At 60.6% G+C, this 19,357-nt stretch carries 18 protein-coding genes; 3 read left to right on the forward strand and 15 right to left on the reverse strand.

The window, feature by feature from the left end; translation table 11 throughout:
- Positions 1-12 precede the first annotated feature (12 nt).
- From L6418_RS09125 to leuA, 14 genes are all read right to left on the reverse strand, one after another.
- The gene (locus L6418_RS09125; protein ID WP_237246615.1) at positions 13-363 is read right to left on the reverse strand and encodes a hypothetical protein; all 351 of its coding nucleotides are present in this window, start codon (positions 361-363) and stop codon (positions 13-15) included.
- 5 nt (positions 364-368) lie between these two features.
- On the reverse strand, positions 369-1,253 hold the full coding sequence (gene accD, locus L6418_RS09130) for an acetyl-CoA carboxylase, carboxyltransferase subunit beta (RefSeq protein ID WP_237246616.1): 885 nt from the start codon (positions 1,251-1,253) through the stop codon (positions 369-371).
- Positions 1,254-1,266: 13 nt separating this feature from the next.
- On the reverse strand, positions 1,267-2,064 hold the full coding sequence (gene trpA / locus L6418_RS09135; protein WP_237246617.1) for a tryptophan synthase subunit alpha: 798 nt from the start codon (positions 2,062-2,064) through the stop codon (positions 1,267-1,269).
- A 142-nt stretch (positions 2,065-2,206) separates the two neighbouring features.
- Positions 2,207-3,406 (reverse strand): tryptophan synthase subunit beta, encoded by a 1,200-nt coding sequence (gene trpB / locus L6418_RS09140; protein WP_269807803.1) that lies wholly within the window; start codon positions 3,404-3,406, stop codon positions 2,207-2,209.
- Positions 3,384-4,016, reverse strand: coding sequence for a phosphoribosylanthranilate isomerase (locus L6418_RS09145; protein ID WP_237246618.1), 633 nt, complete (start codon positions 4,014-4,016; stop codon positions 3,384-3,386). Before L6418_RS09145 ends, trpB begins: the two co-directional genes overlap by 23 nt.
- A gap of 16 nt (positions 4,017-4,032) precedes the next feature.
- Positions 4,033-4,800 (reverse strand): tRNA pseudouridine(38-40) synthase TruA, encoded by a 768-nt coding sequence (gene truA / locus L6418_RS09150; protein WP_237246619.1) that lies wholly within the window; start codon positions 4,798-4,800, stop codon positions 4,033-4,035.
- On the reverse strand, positions 4,797-5,423 hold the full coding sequence (locus tag L6418_RS09155; protein ID WP_237246620.1) for an energy-coupling factor transporter transmembrane protein EcfT: 627 nt from the start codon (positions 5,421-5,423) through the stop codon (positions 4,797-4,799). Before L6418_RS09155 ends, truA begins: the two co-directional genes overlap by 4 nt.
- A gap of 56 nt (positions 5,424-5,479) precedes the next feature.
- Positions 5,480-8,122 (reverse strand): FimV/HubP family polar landmark protein, encoded by a 2,643-nt coding sequence (locus L6418_RS09160; protein ID WP_237246621.1) that lies wholly within the window; start codon positions 8,120-8,122, stop codon positions 5,480-5,482.
- A gap of 167 nt (positions 8,123-8,289) precedes the next feature.
- Positions 8,290-9,393 carry an aspartate-semialdehyde dehydrogenase gene (asd, locus tag L6418_RS09165; protein ID WP_237246622.1) on the reverse strand — a complete coding sequence of 368 codons (1,104 nt, stop codon included), beginning with the start codon at positions 9,391-9,393 and terminating at the stop codon, positions 8,290-8,292.
- A 22-nt stretch (positions 9,394-9,415) separates the two neighbouring features.
- Entirely contained in the window at positions 9,416-10,480 is a 1,065-nt protein-coding gene (leuB, locus tag L6418_RS09170) for a 3-isopropylmalate dehydrogenase (protein WP_237246623.1), read from the reverse strand.
- A gap of 25 nt (positions 10,481-10,505) precedes the next feature.
- A complete protein-coding gene (gene leuD, locus L6418_RS09175; protein ID WP_237248719.1) occupies positions 10,506-11,144 on the reverse strand; it encodes a 3-isopropylmalate dehydratase small subunit in 639 nt (212 codons plus the stop codon).
- Positions 11,144-11,380 carry a hypothetical protein gene (locus tag L6418_RS09180; protein ID WP_237246624.1) on the reverse strand — a complete coding sequence of 79 codons (237 nt, stop codon included), beginning with the start codon at positions 11,378-11,380 and terminating at the stop codon, positions 11,144-11,146. The genes leuD and L6418_RS09180 overlap by 1 nt, the downstream gene beginning before the upstream one ends.
- Before the next feature lie 3 nt (positions 11,381-11,383).
- Positions 11,384-12,787, reverse strand: coding sequence for a 3-isopropylmalate dehydratase large subunit (gene leuC / locus L6418_RS09185; protein ID WP_237246625.1), 1,404 nt, complete (start codon positions 12,785-12,787; stop codon positions 11,384-11,386).
- Between the two features lie 142 nt (positions 12,788-12,929).
- A complete protein-coding gene (leuA, locus tag L6418_RS09190; RefSeq protein WP_237246626.1) occupies positions 12,930-14,639 on the reverse strand; it encodes a 2-isopropylmalate synthase in 1,710 nt (569 codons plus the stop codon).
- 175 nt (positions 14,640-14,814) lie between these two features.
- On the opposite strand from leuA, the gene L6418_RS09195 reads away from it, so the two are divergent.
- The gene (locus L6418_RS09195) at positions 14,815-15,276 is read left to right on the forward strand and encodes an Lrp/AsnC family transcriptional regulator (RefSeq protein WP_237246627.1); all 462 of its coding nucleotides are present in this window, start codon (positions 14,815-14,817) and stop codon (positions 15,274-15,276) included.
- 2 nt (positions 15,277-15,278) lie between these two features.
- Here the strand turns inward: L6418_RS09195 and L6418_RS09200 are convergent, their stop codons facing one another.
- Positions 15,279-16,448 carry an MFS transporter gene (locus L6418_RS09200; protein WP_237246628.1) on the reverse strand — a complete coding sequence of 390 codons (1,170 nt, stop codon included), beginning with the start codon at positions 16,446-16,448 and terminating at the stop codon, positions 15,279-15,281.
- A gap of 53 nt (positions 16,449-16,501) precedes the next feature.
- Here L6418_RS09200 and grpE point away from each other — a divergent pair, with 53 nt between their 5' ends.
- Both grpE and dnaK read left to right on the forward strand, forming a co-directional pair.
- Complete coding sequence (grpE, locus tag L6418_RS09205; RefSeq protein WP_269807804.1) at positions 16,502-17,098, forward strand: nucleotide exchange factor GrpE; 597 nt, start codon at positions 16,502-16,504, stop codon at positions 17,096-17,098.
- A 286-nt stretch (positions 17,099-17,384) separates the two neighbouring features.
- Positions 17,385-19,313, forward strand: coding sequence for a molecular chaperone DnaK (gene dnaK / locus L6418_RS09210; RefSeq protein ID WP_237246630.1), 1,929 nt, complete (start codon positions 17,385-17,387; stop codon positions 19,311-19,313).
- The last annotated feature ends 44 nt before the right edge of the window (positions 19,314-19,357 follow it).

Here is a 19,357-nt window from a genome sequence, read left to right on the forward strand (position 1 = left end):
GTGCTTCGCAAATTACAGCTGTACCCCGAACTTGCGCAGCAGCGGCAACATTGCCAGGTAACAGGCGGCGGTGGCCAAGATGGCGGCCGCAAGGCTCAGCCAGAAATCCAGTCCCAGCCTGATCAGCAATGGCAGCAGCAGGAACAACACCAGCGAAGGCAGCACCAGCCAGAAGATCTGCCCGGAAAGCTCAGCGATGCGGGCAGGCTCAGCCCCCTCGATGCGCATCCAGACGAAAGCCAGCAAGGACGTCAGCGGAACCGCTGCCAGCAGCGCTGCCGCCGCTGTGTTGCGCTTGGCAATCTCGGCGATCGTCACGATGACGAGTGCGGAGATCCCGACCTTGAGCGCGTAATACAGCATCCGCGTCAGGCCGCCTCCAGCCGCGCAACCGCGTCCTGCTTGGTCAGCAGCGTGATCAGCGTAGCCAGCTGGTCACGCATCTGGCGCCGGTCCACGATCATGTCGATGGCACCGTGTTCCAGCAGGAACTCTGCACGCTGAAAGCCCTCCGGCAGGGTCTCGCGTACGGTCTGCTGGATCACGCGCGCACCGGCGAAACCGATCAATGCCCCCGGCTCGGCGATGACCACATCGCCGAGGAAGGCAAAGCTGGCCGAGACGCCGCCCATGGTCGGGTCGGTCAGCACCGAGATGAAAGGCAGCCTGGCTTCGGAAAGCTGGGTAAGCGCGGCGCTGGTCTTGGCCATCTGCATCAGCGACAGCAGGCCTTCCTGCATGCGCGCACCGCCGCTGGCGGAAAAACAGATATAGGGACATTGCTGCTCCAGCGCAACCTGCACGCCGCGCACGAAACGCTCACCCACGACAGAACCCATGGAGCCGCCCATGAAATCGAATTCGAAGGCAGCCGCGACGACCGGCAATGCATGGATGCTGCCCTGCAGCACGATCAAGGCATCGTCCTCGCCGGTTTTCTTCTTCGCATCGACCAGACGGTCGCTGTATTTCTTCTGGTCCTTGAATTTCAGCGTATCGACCGACAGCACCTCCGAACCGATCTCGAAACGGCCTTCGTTGTCCAATAGCCAGTCGAGACGGGTGCGGGCGCTGATGCGATGATGGTGGTTGCACTTGGGACAGACGCTGTGGTTCTTTTCCAGGTCGGCGTGATACAGCACAGCCTGGCACGACGGGCATTTGTGCCACAAGCCGTCCGGCACGCTCTTTTTGGCCTCGGCCTCGCCCCTGCGCTTGATCTTGGGCGGTAACAGTTTTTGGAACCAGCTCATGGTGCTCTCCTCTTCATTGATCGATCGCCTGGCGCAATTCTTTCACCAATTTACCCACATTGGCGACTACATTTTGCTCGGTCGAATCCTCGACTTCCTGCACGATGCGGCTACCCACCACCACGCCGTCACATAACCTGGCGACAGCCCTGGCCGTTGCGGCATCGCGGATGCCGAAGCCGACGCCGATGGGCAGCTTGATGTGCTTGCGCAGCTGCGGCAGCTTCTGCTCGATGGCCGACAGGTCGAGGTTGCCCGCGCCGGTCACGCCCTTGAGCGAGACGTAGTACACATAGCCGCGTGCCAGTTTGGCGACTTGCTCGATGCGAGCCTCGTTGGTGGTCGGTGCCAGCAGGAAGATGGGGGAAATATTGTGGCGTTGCAGGTGCTCGAATGCTTCGTGGCTCTCTTCCGGCGGAAAGTCCACCGTCAGCACGCCGTCGACGCCGACTTCGGCGCAACGCTGAGCAAATGTTTCCCAGCCCATCGCTTCGATCGGGTTGCCGTAACCCATCAGCACCACCGGTGTGACTGCGTCCTGCTTGCGGAACTCCGCCACCATGCCCAGCACGCCGCGCAGCGACATGCCGTTCCTGAGCGCCCGCTCGGAAGCGCGCTGGATGGTGGGACCGTCCGCCATCGGGTCGGAAAAAGGCACGCCCAGTTCGAGCACGTCCGCCCCTGCAGCCACCAGCCCATGCAGCAACGGCACGGTCAGCTGCTGCGACGGGTCGCCGGCCGTGATGAACGGGATCAGCGCCTTGCGCTTCTGCTGCTTGAGCTTTTCAAAAGCGGTTTGTATGCGACTCATGACTGCACTCCCCAGAAACTCACTTTTGCGGGATGAAATGCAAGGAGCCGCGCAACGAATGACGAGACATACCGCATTTGGTAGGCGAGGAATGAGTGAGGACGCGACGCCGCAGTTCGCCCGCAAAATGAGTTTATGCGGCTCATAGCGTGATCCCCTTGATGCGCGCCACGGTGTTCATATCCTTGTCGCCGCGGCCGGAGAGATTCACCAGCAACACTTTGTCTTTGGCCAATGTCGGCGCCAGCTTCATCGCATACGCCAGGGCATGGCTGGATTCCAGCGCGGGGATGATGCCTTCGAAACGGCACAGCGCATCGAACGCGGCCAGCGCCTCGTCGTCGTTAATCGCAACATATTGCGCACGCCCCTGGTCCTTCAGCAGGCAGTGCTCGGGGCCGACGCCAGGATAATCCAGGCCGGCGGAAATGGAATGCGTCTCGATGATCTGGCCGTTCTCGTCCTGCATCAGGTAGACCTTGTTGCCGTGCAGCACGCCGACCTTGGCATTCGCGGTGAGCGGTGCGGCATGCTGGCCGTTGGCGATACCGTGCCCGCCGGCTTCCACGCCGATGATCTGCACGCCTTTTTCCTCGATGTAGGGATAGAACATGCCGATGGCGTTGGAACCGCCGCCGACGCAGGCGATCACCGCATCTGGCTGGCGCCCGATCATTTCGGGCATCTGCACCTTGGCTTCGTTGCCGATCACGCACTGGAAATCGCGCACCATCATCGGGTACGGGTGCGGGCCGGCAGCGGTGCCGAAGATGTAGAACGTGCTCTCGACATTGGTGACCCAGTCGCGGATGGCTTCGTTACACGCATCCTTGAGCGTCTTCGAGCCGCTCTCCACCGGCACCACTGTCGCGCCCAGCAGCTTCATGCGGAACACGTTCGGCGCCTGGCGCTGGATGTCTTCCGCGCCCATGTAGACGATGCATTCCATGCCGAAGCGTGCCGCCACTGTCGCTGTAGCCACGCCGTGCATGCCCGCACCGGTCTCGGCGATCACGCGCTTCTTGCCCATGCGCTTGGCCAGCAAGGCCTGGCCGATGGCATTGTTGATCTTGTGCGCACCGGTGTGGTTGAGGTCTTCGCGTTTCAGGTATATCTGCGCGCCGCCCAAGCTCTCCGACAGGCGTTTGGCGTGATAAATCGGGCTGGGGCGCCCGACGTAATGCTTGAGTTCGTAGGCGAATTCGGCCTTGAATTCCGGATCGTCGCGGAAGCGCAGGTACTGCTGGCGCAACTCTTCCACCGCCGGGATCAGCGTCTCGGCCATGTAGATGCCGCCGAACTGGCCGAAGTGGCCGCTGCTATCTGGATAATTGTAAGTCAACGTCTTTAACCTCTTTGATGAACGCGGCGACCTTCGCCGCATCCTTGATTCCTTTTGCCGCCTCCACGCCGCTGGACACATCCACCGCGTAAGGCCGCACCCGCCTGATCGCCGCCGCCACATTGCCCGCATGCAGCCCGCCCGACAGGATCACCGGCAACGGCAGATTGTGCGGGATCAGCGCCCAGTCGAACGATTCGCCCGTGCCGCCCTGCGTACCCTCGACATAGGCATCCAGCAGCAGCCCCTGCGCGTCGGCATAGCGAGTCGCGCATTCTACCAAATCCACCCCTGCCTTGACCCGTATCGCCTTCAGGTAAGGTTTGTCGAATTGGGCACAGAATTCCGGCGATTCCTCGCCGTGGAACTGCAATACGTCCAGGGGCACTTTCGCCAGCAATTCGCGCACGTAATCGGCAGTCGGGTTCACGAACAAGCCCACCACCGTCAGGAACGGGGGGACGGCACGCGCCAGTGTCGCCGCCTGCTGCACGCCGACATGGCGCGGGCTTTTCTCGTAGAACACCAGCCCAAGCGCGTCCGCACCGTTCTGCGCAACGGCATGGATATCCTGCTCGCGGGTGATGCCGCAGATCTTGATTCGGGTCATGGCGCCATTTTACCTGCTATTCGAACTTCAACTGCGGCAGGTTCCATTTCGGATCGTAGTGGATACGTTTGAGGTAGAGTCCGTCCGGCGCGAAGGTCGGTGCGGCATGAGTGCGGTTGCGATGCTCCAGCACCTCTTTCATCCATTGTGGCGGATGCTTGCCCTTGCCGACATAGACCAGGCAGCCGAGGATGTTCCGCACCATGTGATGCAGGAAAGCATCGGCGGTGAGATCGAAGATGATGGTATCCCCCTGCCGGCGGATATCGAGCCGCTGCAGATGCTTGACTGGCGTCTTGGCCTGGCATTCGGCGGAGCGGAACGAACTGAAGTCGTGCCTGCCCAGCAGATGCCCGGCTGCCTCGCGCATGGCTCCGACATCCAGCGGCGTATGGAACCAGCCAACCTTGCCGTGATGTACGCCGACCCGCGACGGGCGGTTGACGAGCACATACTGATAGCTGCGCGCCTGCGCCGAAAAACGGGCGTGGAATTCTTCCGCAACGGGAATCGCCCACAGTACCGCAATGTCCCTGGGCAGCAGCGCGTTCGTGCCACGCACCCACGCGCTGAGCGGCCGGCTGCAGCCGGTATCGAAATGCACCACCTGCTCCAGCGCATGCACACCGGTGTCGGTACGCCCGGCAGCCAGGACGGCGACACCCTCGCCGGCAATGCCGCTCAATGCCGCCTGCAACGCATCCTGCACGTTCGGCACATCGGGCTGGCTCTGCCAGCCGTTGTAGCTGCCGCCGTCGTATTCCACCCCGAGCGCGATCCTCATCGCCAGACCCCGATCAGCAGCAGCGCTGCCGCCGCCGCCGCCAGCAACAGCAGATCGACCATCCCGAACGGCTGCAACCGTATCTCGATGTGCGTGCCGCCGGCACCTGCAGGCTGCAGGGCGCTGCCGATGGTCGATTTCCAGTCCGTCGCCGTATCGCGCATGGCGGATTCCGCATATTCCAGCGTCAACGCCAGGCGCACCGCGATACGCTCTCTCGAAAAACCGAACCAGCGCAGCGGATATGCCAGGGTATACAGCCCGCTGATAAGCTGCGACTGCGGCAGCAGTTCGAGCAGGATGGCCAGGCCAGCCAGCACGCTCAACAATCGCCCCAGCTGCAGCAATCCGTCCTGCAGACCTTCGCGTGTAGGCGCCATGACTCCGAGCGGCTGCCACAGCGCAGTGCCCGAAGTGGTGTAAGCATAGATCAGCAGCAGGGAAAACATGATCCAGCGCGTACGCCGCAGCAGACTCAGCAATTGCTGCGGGCACAGCCGCAACGCCAGTGCGGACAGGGCCATGCTCATCGCCAGCAACGGCAATGGCTGCAGGTGTTGCGCCAGCAGGGCAAGCAACAGCCAGATGACGATCTGCACGGCAGAATGCGGAATCAGTTTCATACGGTCCAAATGAAAACGGCAGCCATGCAGGCTGCCGTTCGGTTCGATCAAGCCAGTTACAACTGCTGCATCAAGGTCTGGGCAGCGCCACGCTGCTGCTCGTCTCCATCGCGCAACACCTCTTCCAGTATTTCGCGCGCGCCGGCAGCATCGCCCATCTCCTGATACGCCTTGGCCAAATCGAGCTTGGTAGCAACTTCCTGCCAATGCTCGTCCTTCAGTTCGGGGCTGGCCGCTCCGCCGGAGGCTGCCGGCTTGTCCAGATTCAGGGTGATCTCGTCCAGACCCAGGTCACGGACCGGTGTGACGGCTTTCGGCATGCTCTCGGTCGGGAAATCGAGCGTGAACGTCAAGCCGCCATCGTCGGCCGGCGCTGCCGGTGCAGATGCCGTGGCTGCGGGTATCTTGGGATGGGTCGCCGTCACGTCGAACACCAGGTCATCCATGTTCATTGCCACGGTCGCATCCGGACCAGTTCCCGTGGTGTTCATGGATGGGACGCCTGGATTGGTTCCGGTGATGTCGAAATCCATCGGTGTGGCCTGAAGGGCGTTCTGCAGCTCTTCCGACGACATGATGGCGGTCTTTTCCTGCGCCGGCGCCTCGATCACGACCGTGCTTTGGCCGAAAGACGGCGCCGCTGGTGCTGCCGGTGAACCAAAACCGAGATCAAAGTCTACCGCCGGCGTAGCGGCTGGTGCGGCCTCGACCTTGCTCTCGCGCGCCTGCACGGCGCTCGCATCGCCGCCGTAGAACGGATTGGACGGATCCAGCTCACGTCCCATCGCGGCAGCCTGCTCCCAGGCGGTCATGTCGCCGGATTCCTTGATCTCGCGGGCGTAGCTATAAAAGGAGTTGGTATCCTTGCGGCTGGCATAGATCGACAACAGTTTGAGCTTGACCGGGATGTTGTTCGGATTCTTCTTCAGTGCTTCTTTCAGCACTTCCTCGGCCTGCGCATCGCGCCCGAATGTCAGGAACAGGTCGGCTTCGCCGATAGGATCGACTTCCTCGGACTCCGTGCTGGCAACTGGCGTCGCTGTCGGCGTCGACGTACTGGTGAAGTCGCCCGTCTCCGGCGAGGGGACGACCGGAGCGGCCATGCGCCCCGTCGCGCTGCCATCGTTTTCCTGCTGGTCCTGCTTGTTGTCCTTCTTCGATGCCGGTTTCTTGCTGCCGCCCTGCTTGCCTCGGCGCGCAACTACGAAGCCCAATCCGCCCAACGCCAGTACCAGCGCTGCGGCACCTGCCATATAGAGCGGCTCGTCCAGCAACTGGTCGATGATGGATGGCTGTTCGACAACCTTGGGGGCGACGACCTTGGGTTTGGGCTTCGCCGGAGCCGGCGCACTCGCCGCTTGCACTGTGGAAGCCGCATTCAGCGCGACTGCCGCAGCCGGAGCGGAAACAGGTGCAGTCTCTTTCTTCAATTCGGCCAGACGCTTCATATCCTGGACGTTCTTTTCCAGAATCGCGGTTCGCTCCTGCGCTTCCTTCAATGCCTTGCCCTTGGCGATCGCATCCTCTTCCTTGGCCATGACCTTGTCTTGCGCGGAAGACTTGCCGCCGCCTACCGCCTTGTCATTCGGCGCTTCGCCCTTGGACAGCTTGAGCACCTCTTTGGCCGGCTCCTTGCTTGCAGTGGCCTTGTCAGTCACCGCCGTGCTGATCTTGCCTGCGGCTTCCTGCTTGCCTTCGCGCTCGGCTCTCGCGGTGCGGGCCGCCGCCAGCTTCTGCCGGTAGACGTTCCAGTCCGCCGCTTGCGCACGAACCTCTTCTTCAGCATCGGCTTGCGGCAGCATCTTCACCGCATCGCTCTGCGGGATGGTCAGTATCTTGCCAGCCCGGATCCGGTTCATGTTATGCCCATCGAATTCGCCGGCATTCTCGCGATACAACGCGACCAGCATGCGCTCCAGGCTGACATTCGCCGGTTTGATCTGCGCCGCAATCTTGGCCAGCGTGTCCCCACGCACCACAGTGATATGTTCGGGGGCGGAAACCGGCGCCGCTTCGGCCAGCGCCTCTTCTTTGCTCAGTGCATCCTGCGTCACCGGAGTGACTTCGATTGCCGAAGCCGCGGCAGGTGCGCTCGCCGGTGCCAAGGCCTGCTCGGCCGGCACCTGCTCGACCGGAGCCGCTTCCGCGACAGGTGCTGCAGTCACTGCGCTTTCGGCAACCGCTGCGGCAGCCGGGGCTGAAGCAGCTTCCGTGGCAACCGGTTTCTCAGCCAGCGGTTCCGCCGCGACAGGTTCGGAAACCGCCACAGGGGCAGGCGCTGGTGCAACGGCCGGCACCGCCAAGATCGGCTTCAATTCTTCGGGTTTGGGTTGCTCGGGTTTGTAGTCAACCGGATCAAGCAGGAAAGTGTATTCCCGCAGGAGCTTGCCGGAAGACCAACTCAGTTCGACCAGCAGAGTGACGAATGGCTCGTTTACCGGTTGCAGCGTCGTCACCTTCACGTACTGCTCGCCGCCGCTGCGCTCTTCGATCTGGAATCTCGGCTTGGGAAGGTTATACGGGAAATCAATGCCGGCATTCTTGTATGCGTCGACGGAAGCCAGTTTCGCCCTGAGGGTGGTCTTATCTTCCTTGCCGACAGAAACCAATTCGATCTCAGCTTTGAGCGGCTGACCCAATGAGGAAGTGACATTGATGCCACCCAACCCGGCCGCACTGGCGATGGTAGAACCCGCCAAGCAGGCAATGTAAATTAAGGCTTTAAGAATTGATTTCAGCACGCCGCCACCCTTTTATTTTCCCAGACGTTATTCAGATTAACATCATAGGGTTAGTGATGCAAGCTCACTTTTCCCTTAAGTTCATGCGTTAACCGCCAGTAAAAAACCGGATTTACCTTGTCAAACTACTTTCCCAGCAAGATGCGCAACATGCGGCGCAACGGCTCGGCAGCTCCCCACAGCAATTGGTCGCCGCAAACGAAAGCACTCAGGTATTCCGGCCCCAACTCCATCTTGCGCACGCGCCCGACCGCCACATCCAGCTTGCCGGTCACGGCCACCGGGGTCAGCTCGCGCACCGAGATCTCGCGCTGGTTAGGCACGAACTTGACCCATGGGTTGCCGCCTTTGATGAGCGCCTCGATCTCGCTCAACGGCACGTCCTTCTTCAGCTTGACCGTCAACGCCAAGCTGTGGCAACGCATCGCGCCGATGCGTACGCACAAGCCATCCACCGGAATGCGCTGGCTGGTACCGAGGATCTTGTTGACCTCGGCCTGCCCCTTCCATTCTTCCTTGGATTGGCCATTATCGAGCTGCTTGTCGATCCAGGGAATCAGGCTGCCGGCCAGCGGTGCGCCGAAATTCTCCGTTGGCATGTCGGCGGAACGGAGTTTCTCGGCTAGGCGACGGTCGATTTCCAGGATCGCCGATTTCGGATCGGCCAGCAGGTCGGCTACCGACGCATAGGCCACGCCCATCTGGTTCAGCAACTCGCGCATGTTTTGGGCACCAGCGCCGGAAGCGGCCTGGTAGGTCATGGACGAGACCCACTCCACCAGCCCCGCATGGAACAGGCCGCCCAAGCCCATCAGCAGGATGCTGTTGGTGCAGTTGCCGCCGATAAAGTTCTTGCCGCCGTTCGCCAGCGATTTCTTGATGAGATCGTGGTTCACCGGATCGAGGATGATCACCGCATCCTTTTCCATGCGCAGCGTGGAAGCCGCATCGATCCAGTAACCATTCCAGCCAGCCCCGCGCAGCTTGGGGAATATCTCGGTAGTGTAGTCACCACCCTGGCAGGAGATGATGGCATCCATCGCCTTCAGCTCGTTCAGGTCGTGCGCGTCTTTCAGGCGTACGCCGCGCCCCTCGGCAGGCGCCTCGCCGCCGACGTTCGAAGTGGTAAAGAACACCGCCTCGATCAGGTCGAAATCCTTTTCTTCACGCATGCGCTGCATGAGCACCGAGCCCACCATACCGCGCCAGCCGATCAAACCTACTTTCATGACTCTTCCTTAGCCTTCCAAATTAAAGCGCAGCGACCACTGCATCGCTCATTGCGGCGCAGCCGACCTTCTGTTTGCCTTCTTCGTAGATATCGCCGGTGCGCAACCCCTGCTGCAACACCTTGCGCACCGCCGTCTCGATGCGCTGCGCGATGTCGGGGCGACCGAAGGTGTATTGCATCATCATCGCCACTGACAGGATGGTCGCCAGCGGATTGGCGATGTCCTTGCCGGCGATATCCGGCGCGGAACCGTGGCAAGGCTCGTACAAGCCCTTGTTGTTCTCGTCCAGCGAAGCCGAGGGCAGCATGCCGATGGAACCGGTCAGCATCGATGCCTCGTCCGACAGGATGTCGCCGAAGATGTTGCCGGTCAGGATCACATCGAACTGCTTGGGCGCGCGCACCAGCTGCATCGCCGCATTATCCACGTACATGTGCGACAGCGCGACTGCCGGGTATTCCTTCGCCACTTCGGTGACGATCTCGCGCCAGAACATGCTGGTATCCAGCACGTTGGCCTTGTCCACCGAGCACAGCTTCTTGTTGCGTTTCATCGCGATCTGGAAGCCGACATGCGCCACGCGGCGCACTTCCGATTCGCTGTAATGCATGGTGTCGAAGCCTTGGCGCTCGCCGTTTTCCAGCGTGCGGATGCCGCGTGGCTGGCCGAAATAAATATCGCCGGTCAGTTCGCGCAGGATCATGATATCCAGGCCCGATACGATATCCGGGCGCAGCGTCGAGGCGTTCACCAGTTCCGGATAGACCATCGCCGGACGCAGGTTCGCGAACAAGCCCAAGCCCTTGCGTATGCGCAGCAGGCCTTGCTCAGGACGCATCGGGCGCGGCAGGTTGTCATACTGGTAGCCGCCTACGGCGCCGAGCAGCACGGCATCGGATTCCTTGGACAGTTTCAGCGTCGCCTCCGGCAGCGGATCCTTCGCTGCGTCGTAACCGGCACCGCCGATATGCGCGTGCTCCATCTCGATCTTCAGGCCGTCGCTACGCAATGCTTCCAGCACCTTCACGGCCTGCGCAACGATCTCTGGGCCGATGCCGTCACCCGGCAGAACTGCGATCTTCATACTCTCTTCCAGTCAAAATTAAAGTTTATGCAAACAGCCACGGCTGCGCCGCACGGTGCTTCGCTTCGAACGCCTTGATCTCTGCCACATGCTGCAAGGTCAGGCCGATATCGTCGAGGCCATTCAGCAGGCAATGCTTGCGGAAAGCATCCACCTCGAACTTGTATACGCTGCCGCCGGGTGCGGCGATGGTCTGCTGCTGCAGATCCACTTTCAGTTTGTAGCCGACATTCGCCTCCACGTCCTTGAACAGTGCATCCACCTTGGCCGCGTCGAGTTTGATCGGCAACAGGCCGTTCTTGAAGCAGTTGTTGAAGAATATGTCGGCAAAACTCGGCGCGATGATGACGCGGAAGCCGTAGTCCTCCAGCGCCCACGGCGCATGTTCGCGCGAGGAGCCGCAGCCGAAATTCTCGCGTGCCAGCAGGATCTGCGCACCCTGGTAGCGCGGCTGGTTCAGCACGAACTCCTTGTTCAATGGCCGCTTGCTGTTATCCATGCCCGGCTCGCCGTGGTCGAGATAACGCCACTCGTCGAACGCATTCGGCCCAAAACCGCTGCGCTTGATCGATTTCAGGAACTGCTTGGGGATGATCGCGTCGGTATCCACGTTGGCACGATCCAACGGCGCGACCAACCCGTCGAGCAACTCGAATTTGCGCATCACTTGCTCTCTTTCTCTAATTTCTCGCCGCCTTTTTGCATCTTCTTGCCGACCCATTCGCCGGCTTTCTTGAGCCCTTTAACGGTAGCGTCAGCGCCCTTCTCGATGCCGCGCCCAGCGGCTTCGCCGCCTTTTTTCACGCCATCGCCGATCTTCTTCGGCAAGCTCTTCTCTTCTTCAGCCATTGAGCCCTGCACCATCAACAGCAACGCCAGCAACATGAATGCTCTTTTCATCGCTCACTCCTTGCTCACATCGACAAAATGTCCTGCGATCGCAGCTGCCGCAGCCATCGCCGGGCTGACCAGGTGGGTACGCCCGCCCTGCCCCTGGCGACCTTCGAAATTGCGATTGGATGTCGCCGCGCAGCGCTCGCCCGGTTCGAGCCGGTCGTCGTTCATCGCCAGGCACATCGAACAGCCCGGATCGCGCCACTCGAACCCCGCCGCCACGAATATCCTGTCCAGGCCTTCCTGTTCCGCCTGCTGTTTCACCAGGCCGGAGCCGGGCACCACCATCGCCAGCTTCACGCCTGCGGCCACTTTCTTGCCCTTGGCCACCGCCGCGGCCGCACGCATATCCTCGATGCGCCCATTGGTGCAGGAACCGATGAACACCTTGTCGACCTTGATCTCGCTGATCGGCGTGTTTGCCTTCAGCCCCATGTACTGCAAGGCACGCTCCCAGTCGCCGCGCTTTACCGCATCCGGCGCAGATGCCGGATCGGGCACGCGACCGTTGATATCGGTAACCATCTCCGGCGAGGTGCCCCAGGTAACCTGCGGCTTGATCTGCGCGGCATCCAGCTCCACTGTCGCATCGAACCTGGCTCCTGCATCGCTATGCAGGGTACGCCAGTATGCGACGGCCTTGTCCCATTGTTCGCCTTGCGGCGCGAACGGGCGCCCTTTGACATAAGCCAGGGTCGTATCATCCACGGCCACCATGCCGGCACGCGCCCCGGCTTCGATGGCCATGTTGCACAGGGTCATGCGCCCTTCCATGCTCAGGGTGCGAATGGCGCTGCCCGCGAATTCGATGGCATAGCCCGTTCCTCCGGCCGTGCCGATCCTGCCGATCACCGCCAGCGCAACGTCCTTCGCCGTCACGCCGCGCCCCAGCATGCCTTCGACCTTCACCAGCATGGACCTGGACTTCTTCGCCACCAGGCACTGCGTTGCCATCACATGCTCGACCTCGGAAGTGCCGATGCCGTGCGCCAAGGCGGCGAATGCGCCGTGCGTGCTGGTATGCGAGTCGCCGCACACCACCGTCATGCCCGGCAAGGTCGCCCCCTGCTCCGGGCCGATCACATGCACGATGCCCTGCCGGATGTCGTTCATCTTGAATTCGACCACGCCGAATTCGGCGCAATTCGCGTCCAGCGTTTCCACCTGGATACGCGAGATCGGGTCGGCGATACCCGCCGCGCGATTGGTGGTCGGCACGTTGTGGTCCGGCACGGCCAGCATGGATCCGGTGCGCCAAGGCTTGCGCTGCGCCAGTTTCAACCCCTCGAAAGCTTGCGGGCTGGTCACTTCATGCACCAGATGACGGTCGATATAGATCAATGCCGTGCCGTCGGCCTCCTGCCGTACCACGTGAGAATCCCAGAGTTTGTCGTACAACGTTTTTGCGTTCATTTCCACACCTCGATTTAGCGGGCAATTATGCCACAGCCGCCGCGCCTCCCCAAATTGCGCCGACACTTTCGGGGCGGCAACCGCTTGAAACACGGGGGCCAACCTGCAGCATCACGGCTTCGCCGCCCCTGAAGTCGGACCGTCATCCAGCAAGCGATGCCAGCCGCTCTCTGCCGCTTCCCTGCACTGACGGCCCGGCCCGATTAATGCCGCTCACCAGCGCCCTGATCGAAGCAGTGACGATGTTGGAATCCAGCCCCACGCCGTAGCACCCGGCGCCCCCCTCCGGGTTCGCTATCTCGATGAAAGCACAGGCGCGCGCATCGCCCGCCTCCCTGCTCTCGCTCATGGCCCGTTCCTCGTAACTGCGCACCTGGACGCCGATCCCGGCGTTCTGCAAGGCATGAACCGCCGCGTCGATGGGGCCATTGCCTGCACCCACAAGTACATGTGGCACCCCGTCAATTTCCACATTCAGCCGTATGCCCTGTGCCGCACCATGCTCGAAAAGATGATGTTGCCTGTAGCGCACAGGCGCACAGATTTCCAGATAGGTCGCCGAGAACAGCTGCCATATCTCCGCGGCACTGATCTCTCCGCCATAACTGTCGGCATGCTTTTGCACAACACCGGAAAACTCGACCTGCAGCCGGCGCGGCATGACGACCCCATATTCCGTTTCCAGCAAGTAGGCGATGCCGCCCTTGCCGGACTGGCTGTTCACCCGGATCACCGAATCGTAGTTCCGTCCGACATCTTTCGGATCGACGGGAAGATAAGGCACATTCCAGAACGCGCCCGGCTGCTGGACGGCAAAGCCCTTCTTGATCGCGTCCTGGTGCGAGCCGGAGAAGGCGGTGAAAACCAGGTCGCCGACATAAGGATGGCGCGGATGGATGGGCAACTGGTTGCAATGCTCGACCGTGCGCGCGACTGCGTTGATATCCGAAAAATCCAGCCCGGGGGCGACGCCCTGCGTATACAGGTTCAAGGCCAGCGTCACGATATCCACGTTGCCGGTGCGTTCCCCGTTGCCGAAAAGGCAGCCCTCGACGCGGTCGGCACCTGCCATCAAGCCGAGTTCGGCGGACGCCACGGCCGTACCCCGGTCGTTATGTGTGTGCAGGCTGAGAACGATGCTGTCGCGCCGCGCAAGATGGCGGTGCATCCATTCGATCTGGTCTGCATAGACGTTGGGCGTGGCCACCTCGACGGTGGTGGGAAGATTGATGATCACCCTGTTGGATGGCGTCGCGCCCCAGGCCGCAGTTACGGCATCGCAGATCTCGAGCGAAAAATCGAGTTCGGCGGCCGTGAACGTTTCCGGGCTGTACTCCAATATCCACTCCGTTTCCGGCTGTTCCGCGGCCAACTGCCTGACCAGTTCCACCGCTGAAACGGCCATGTCGACGACCTCCGCCTTGCTCATGCCGAAGACGATGTCGCGGAAGGTTTTCGAGACCGGGTTATAGACGTGCACAATGGCTCGCCGCGCGCCCTTGAGCGACTCCATCGTGCGCCGGATCAGGTGCTCGCGCGCCTGGGTCAGCACTTCAATCGTGACATCATCGGGAATGTGGCCGCCCTCGATCAGTTCGCGCACGAAATTGAAATCGGTGGCTGAAGCCGATGGGAACGCCACTTCGATCTCCTTGAAGCCGATATCGCAGAGCATGCGGAACATGCGCATCTTGCGTTCGCCGTTCATCGGCTCGAACAGCGACTGGTTGCCGTCGCGCAGATCGGTACTCATCCAGATCGGCGGCCGGGTGATCGTGCGGTTTGGCCATTGACGATCCGCAAGATCGACGGGCGGAAACGGCCGGTATTTGGTTTCGGGATGTCGCAACATGGCAGGGCCTCCTTTGGCAATCGATCAAGAATTCACAGAACCGAATCTTAGGGATAAACCAGCGGCAGGCGCTTGCGTATTTCACCCACAATTTATAGTTTTAAGCAATTTTATTGTGCAATTTACGAATATGTATAAAATAATATTCCTTCAATATGAATTTTTAAGGAATCTTATGCAACTTGATCGCTACGATCTGCAGATTCTGGAAATCCTGCAGCAGGATGGCCGCATCAGCAACCAGGATCTGGCCGACCGCATCAGCCTCACGCCGTCCCCTTGCCTGCGCCGATTGCACGCACTGGAAGAATCCGGACTGATCACCGGATACCGCGCGATGCTGGATGCGAAAAAACTGGGCTTGTCATTGATGGCGCTGATCCTGATCTCGCTGGACCAGCATACGCCCGAACGACTGGGCAACTTCGAGGCCAGGGTTCTGGAGATCCCGGATGTGCTGGAATGCCTGCTCATTACGGGCCAGGATGCCGACTACCAGCTCAAGGTGGTGGTGAAGGACATGGATGCCTACCAGGAACTGCTGCTCAACCGCATCACCCGCATCGAGGGAGTCACCGGCGTACATTCCAGTTTTGTATTGCGCAGAGTGATAGACAAAACGGCGTTGCCGCTCTGAACTCATGCTGCAGCCGCTTGCCCCCTCGCCATGTGACGCAACTTCCACCACATCAAAACAAGGCCCAGCAGCGCAGCTGCTGCACTGAAAGAGTACAGTGCCGACGCCCCCCAGTTCTTCCAGATCGGGCCGCTCGCCAGACCGCCCAGCATGCCGCCCGCGCCGTAGGTGAGGCTGCCGAACAATGCCTGCCCCCTGGATTGGTGCCGCCCCTGGAAGAACTCGTGCACCATGCCGAGAGAAGCGGCATGAAAAGAGCCGAAGGTCATGGCATGCAGCATCTGCGCAAACAATACCAGCACCATCCAGTCCACCGCCCAGCCTATGAGCAGGAAGCGCAGCACCGCCGCCGCAAAGCTGGCCAGCAGGATGCGCGGGAAGCCAAAACGCCGCACCAGCGCAGGCATCAGGAAGAACACACCGATCTCGCAGATCACTCCCAGCGCCCATAGCGCTCCCACTACGCTTTTGGCGTAGCCGTGTTCCACCAGATAGATGGAATAAAAGGTGTAATAAGGGCCGTGTGCGACCGCCATCAGGAAACTCGCGCCGAACAAGGCCAGCACGCGCGGCTGCAACACGATCTGCTTGATCGGCTGATGATCGGTGTGATGCGCCAGCACCTCGGTCTTTGGTATCTGGCGCGCAAAGATCAGGATGCCGACTTCGCACACCAGCCCAGCCCACAATAGCCAGGCAATAGCGACGTAATCGAAGGCATAGCCCAGCCCCACGACTGAAACGATAAAACCGATCGACCCCCATGAGCGGATGCGCCCGTAATGCGCCGTGTTCTTGCCGAGATAAGTCAGCGTGGTCGCCTCGACCAAGGGCATCGATGCACTCCAGAAGAAATTCATCAGCGCCATCACCAAAAACACCGCCCAGAAACCGGTCGCAACGAACATTCCCAGATAAAACAGCGCACTCAGACTCGCCGCCACCTGCACCACCAACAATCTCTTTCCGGTATGGTCGGCCAGCCAGCCCCATACATTGGTCGCCACCATGCGCATGACCGGCTGTATCGACATCAGGACGGATATCTCGATGGCGTCGAAATGGATGGACTTGAGGTACAGGCTCCAGTAGGGCGAGAACATCCCCACGAAGGCGTAATAGAAGAAATAGAAGCCGGCGATGCGCCAGCGGTAGTTCTTGGAAGCGGACATAACCATCAAGCAGCAGGAGCGGCGGGCATTATCTCACGCCGACAATTATTTTCATGATCGCTCTTGAAATCCGGAATGGCGCCCCAATTAGGCAGCAGTCGAAATCAGGAGGTCACATGGAACAGCAAGAGAACACCCAGCAAAACGAGCAATCGCAAGCCAGTCCGGATGCGGCAGCAACCGACACCACACCGAGCCTGGCGGACATGCTGAAGGAAGCCGAACGCAAGGCACAGGAGCACTACGACGCCTGGATGTATGCCAAGGCCGAGGGCGAGAACATCCGCCGCCGTGCTGCCGAAGACGTGAGCAAGGCGCAGAAATTTGCTGTGGAGCGCTTCTCCAACGAAATGCTGGCGGTCATGGACAGCTTGCAAGCCGGGCTTGCCGTACAGACCGAAAATATCGAAAGCTTCAAGAGCGGGATGGAACTGACGCTGAAACAGCTTTCCAGCGTATTCGACAAGTTCAACATCAAGGAGATCAACCCCGTCGGCGAAAAACTGGATCCGCACAAGCACCAGGCCATCGGCATGATGGAGAGCGACCAGCCGGCCAACACCGTGGTCAGCGTGATGCAGAAGGGCTACTCCCTGAACGACCGCGTATTGCGCCCGGCACTGGTGATGGTGGCGAAGGCCAAGGAATAACCCGCCACGTCATTCCGGCGCAGGCCGGAATCCAGCGCTGTTAATCAATATGCCTTTGGTTTTGTCCCGCTACACGGGGTGTTAAATAAAACTGGATTCCGGCCTGATAGAACTACTAGCCATTCGACTAAGCTGGCACACAGCGCCAGCAAAGTCGCTGGTTATGCGCCGGAATGACGGAATAAAGTTTGCAACACACTTGAAATATCCAATGTCGCCCTGATGTTAGGCGGCAAGGCAACAACAGCATTCAAACAATTAGGCATTCAACTGAAAGGAAAGCATCATGGGAAAAATCATCGGTATCGACCTGGGCACGACGAACTCCTGCGTGGCCATCATGGAAAACGGCAAGACCAAGGTGATCGAGAACGCTGAAGGCGCTCGTACCACCCCGTCCATCATCGCCTACATGGAAGACGGCGAAGTGCTGGTGGGCGCGCCTGCCAAGCGTCAGGCCGTGACCAATCCCAAGAACACCCTGTACGGCGTGAAGCGCCTGATCGGCCGTCGTTTTGAAGAGCCGATGGTGCAAAAGGACATCAACATGGTGCCCTACTCCATCGTCAAGGCCAAGAACGGCGACGCCTGGGTGAAGGTACGCGACAAGGAGATCTCCGCACCGGAGATCTCCGCGCAAGTGCTGGCCAAGATGAAGAAGACCGCCGAGGACTACCTGGGCGAACCGGTCACCGAAGCCGTCATCACCGTGCCGGCCTACTTCAACGACTCGCAGCGCCAGGCCACCAAGGACGCGGGCCGTATCGCCGGCCTGGAAGTGAAGCGCATCATCAACGAGCCGACCGCGGCCGCGCTGGCCTTCGGCCTGGACAAGCAGGAAGGCGACCGCAAGATCGCGGTATATGACCTCGGCGGCGGCACCTTCGACATCTCCATCATCGACATCGCCGAAATCGACGGCGAACACCAGTTCGAAGTGCTGTCCACCAACGGCGACACCTTCCTCGGCGGCGAAGACTTCGACATGCGCGTGATCGACTTCCTGATCGAAGAGTTCAAGAAGGAGAACGGCATCGACCTGAAGAAGGACATGCTGGCGCTGCAACGCCTGAAGGATGCCGCAGAAAAGGCCAAGATCGAACTGTCTTCCGCGCAGCAGACCGAAGTGAACCTGCCCTACATCACTGCCGATGCGACCGGTCCGAAACACCTGGCCGTGAAGATTACTCGTGCGAAATTGGAAAGCCTGGTGGAAGACCTGATCGCCCGCACCATCGAGCCGTGCAAGATCGCGATGAAGGATGCAGGCGTGACCAACGCCGACATCGCCGACGTGATCCTGGTTGGCGGCCAGACCCGTATGCCCAAGGTACAGGAGAAGGTCAAGGAATTCTTCGGCAAGGAAGCGCGCAAGGACGTGAACCCGGACGAGGCCGTGGCGGTTGGCGCAGCCATCCAGGGCGGCGTGCTGCAAGGCGAGGTTAAAGATGTTCTCCTGCTGGACGTTACCCCGCTCAGCCTGGGCATCGAGACCATGGGCGGCGTGATGACCAAGCTGATCAAGAAGAACACCACCATCCCGACCAAGGCGTCGCAAGTGTTCTCCACGGCCGAAGACAACCAGAACGCGGTGACCATCCACGTGCTGCAGGGCGAGCGCGAGATGGCTTCCGGCAACAAGAGCCTGGGCCAGTTCAACCTGTCCGACATCCCGCCGGCACCGCGCGGCATGCCGCAGATTGAAGTGACCTTCAACATCGACGCCAACGGCATCCTGCACGTCAGCGCCAAGGACAAGGCCACCAACAAGGAAGCCAACATCACCATCAAGGCCAGCTCAGGCTTGAGTGAAGAAGAGATCCAGCGCATGGTGGCCGATGCCGAGGCACACGCCGATGAAGACAAGAAAGCGATGGAGCTGGTGACCTCGCGCAACCAGCTGGATGCGCTGATCCATTCCACCAACAAGTCGATGAAGGATTACGGTGAGCAGCTGTCGGCTGACGAAAAAGCCGCCATCGAAGCCGCTTTGAAGGATGCCGAGAGCGTGGTGAAGGGCGACGACAAGGCTGCCATCGACGCCAAGGCCGAAGCATTGGCCACGGCCGCGCAGAAGCTGGGCGAGAAGATGTATGCCGCCGAACAGGCCAAGGCGCAGGCAGCCCAGGGCGGCGCAGCGCCCGGCAGCGAGGCCAAGCACGATGACGCTGACGTGGTGGATGCCGAATTCACCGAAGTCAAAGACAAGAAGTAAGTCGTATCTTTCTTGATGGAGCAACCGGTGGGGCGCATGCGCCC

The sequence above is a fragment of the Sideroxyarcus emersonii genome (genome assembly GCF_021654335.1).
GTDB lineage: Bacteria > Pseudomonadota > Gammaproteobacteria > Burkholderiales > Gallionellaceae > Sideroxyarcus > Sideroxyarcus emersonii.

Coding starts and splice junctions, on each gene's coding strand:
- asd (WP_237246622.1), bottom strand. CDS start 9,393: ATGAAAGTAGGTTTGATCGGCTGGCGCGGTATGGTGGGCTCGGTGCTC.
- leuC (WP_237246625.1), bottom strand. CDS start 12,787: ATGAACGCAAAAACGTTGTACGACAAACTCTGGGATTCTCACGTGGTA.
- accD (WP_237246616.1), bottom strand. CDS start 1,253: ATGAGCTGGTTCCAAAAACTGTTACCGCCCAAGATCAAGCGCAGGGGC.
- L6418_RS09155 (WP_237246620.1), bottom strand. CDS start 5,423: ATGAAACTGATTCCGCATTCTGCCGTGCAGATCGTCATCTGGCTGTTG.
- L6418_RS09180 (WP_237246624.1), bottom strand. CDS start 11,380: ATGAAAAGAGCATTCATGTTGCTGGCGTTGCTGTTGATGGTGCAGGGC.
- L6418_RS09200 (WP_237246628.1), bottom strand. CDS start 16,448: ATGTCCGCTTCCAAGAACTACCGCTGGCGCATCGCCGGCTTCTATTTC.
- L6418_RS09195 (WP_237246627.1), top strand. CDS start 14,815: ATGCAACTTGATCGCTACGATCTGCAGATTCTGGAAATCCTGCAGCAG.
- leuA (WP_237246626.1), bottom strand. CDS start 14,639: ATGTTGCGACATCCCGAAACCAAATACCGGCCGTTTCCGCCCGTCGAT.
- leuD (WP_237248719.1), bottom strand. CDS start 11,144: ATGCGCAAATTCGAGTTGCTCGACGGGTTGGTCGCGCCGTTGGATCGT.
- trpA (WP_237246617.1), bottom strand. CDS start 2,064: ATGAGTCGCATACAAACCGCTTTTGAAAAGCTCAAGCAGCAGAAGCGC.
- L6418_RS09145 (WP_237246618.1), bottom strand. CDS start 4,016: ATGACCCGAATCAAGATCTGCGGCATCACCCGCGAGCAGGATATCCAT.
- grpE (WP_269807804.1), top strand. CDS start 16,502: ATGATCGCTCTTGAAATCCGGAATGGCGCCCCAATTAGGCAGCAGTCG.
- truA (WP_237246619.1), bottom strand. CDS start 4,800: ATGAGGATCGCGCTCGGGGTGGAATACGACGGCGGCAGCTACAACGGC.
- L6418_RS09125 (WP_237246615.1), bottom strand. CDS start 363: ATGCTGTATTACGCGCTCAAGGTCGGGATCTCCGCACTCGTCATCGTG.
- leuB (WP_237246623.1), bottom strand. CDS start 10,480: ATGAAGATCGCAGTTCTGCCGGGTGACGGCATCGGCCCAGAGATCGTT.
- dnaK (WP_237246630.1), top strand. CDS start 17,385: ATGGGAAAAATCATCGGTATCGACCTGGGCACGACGAACTCCTGCGTG.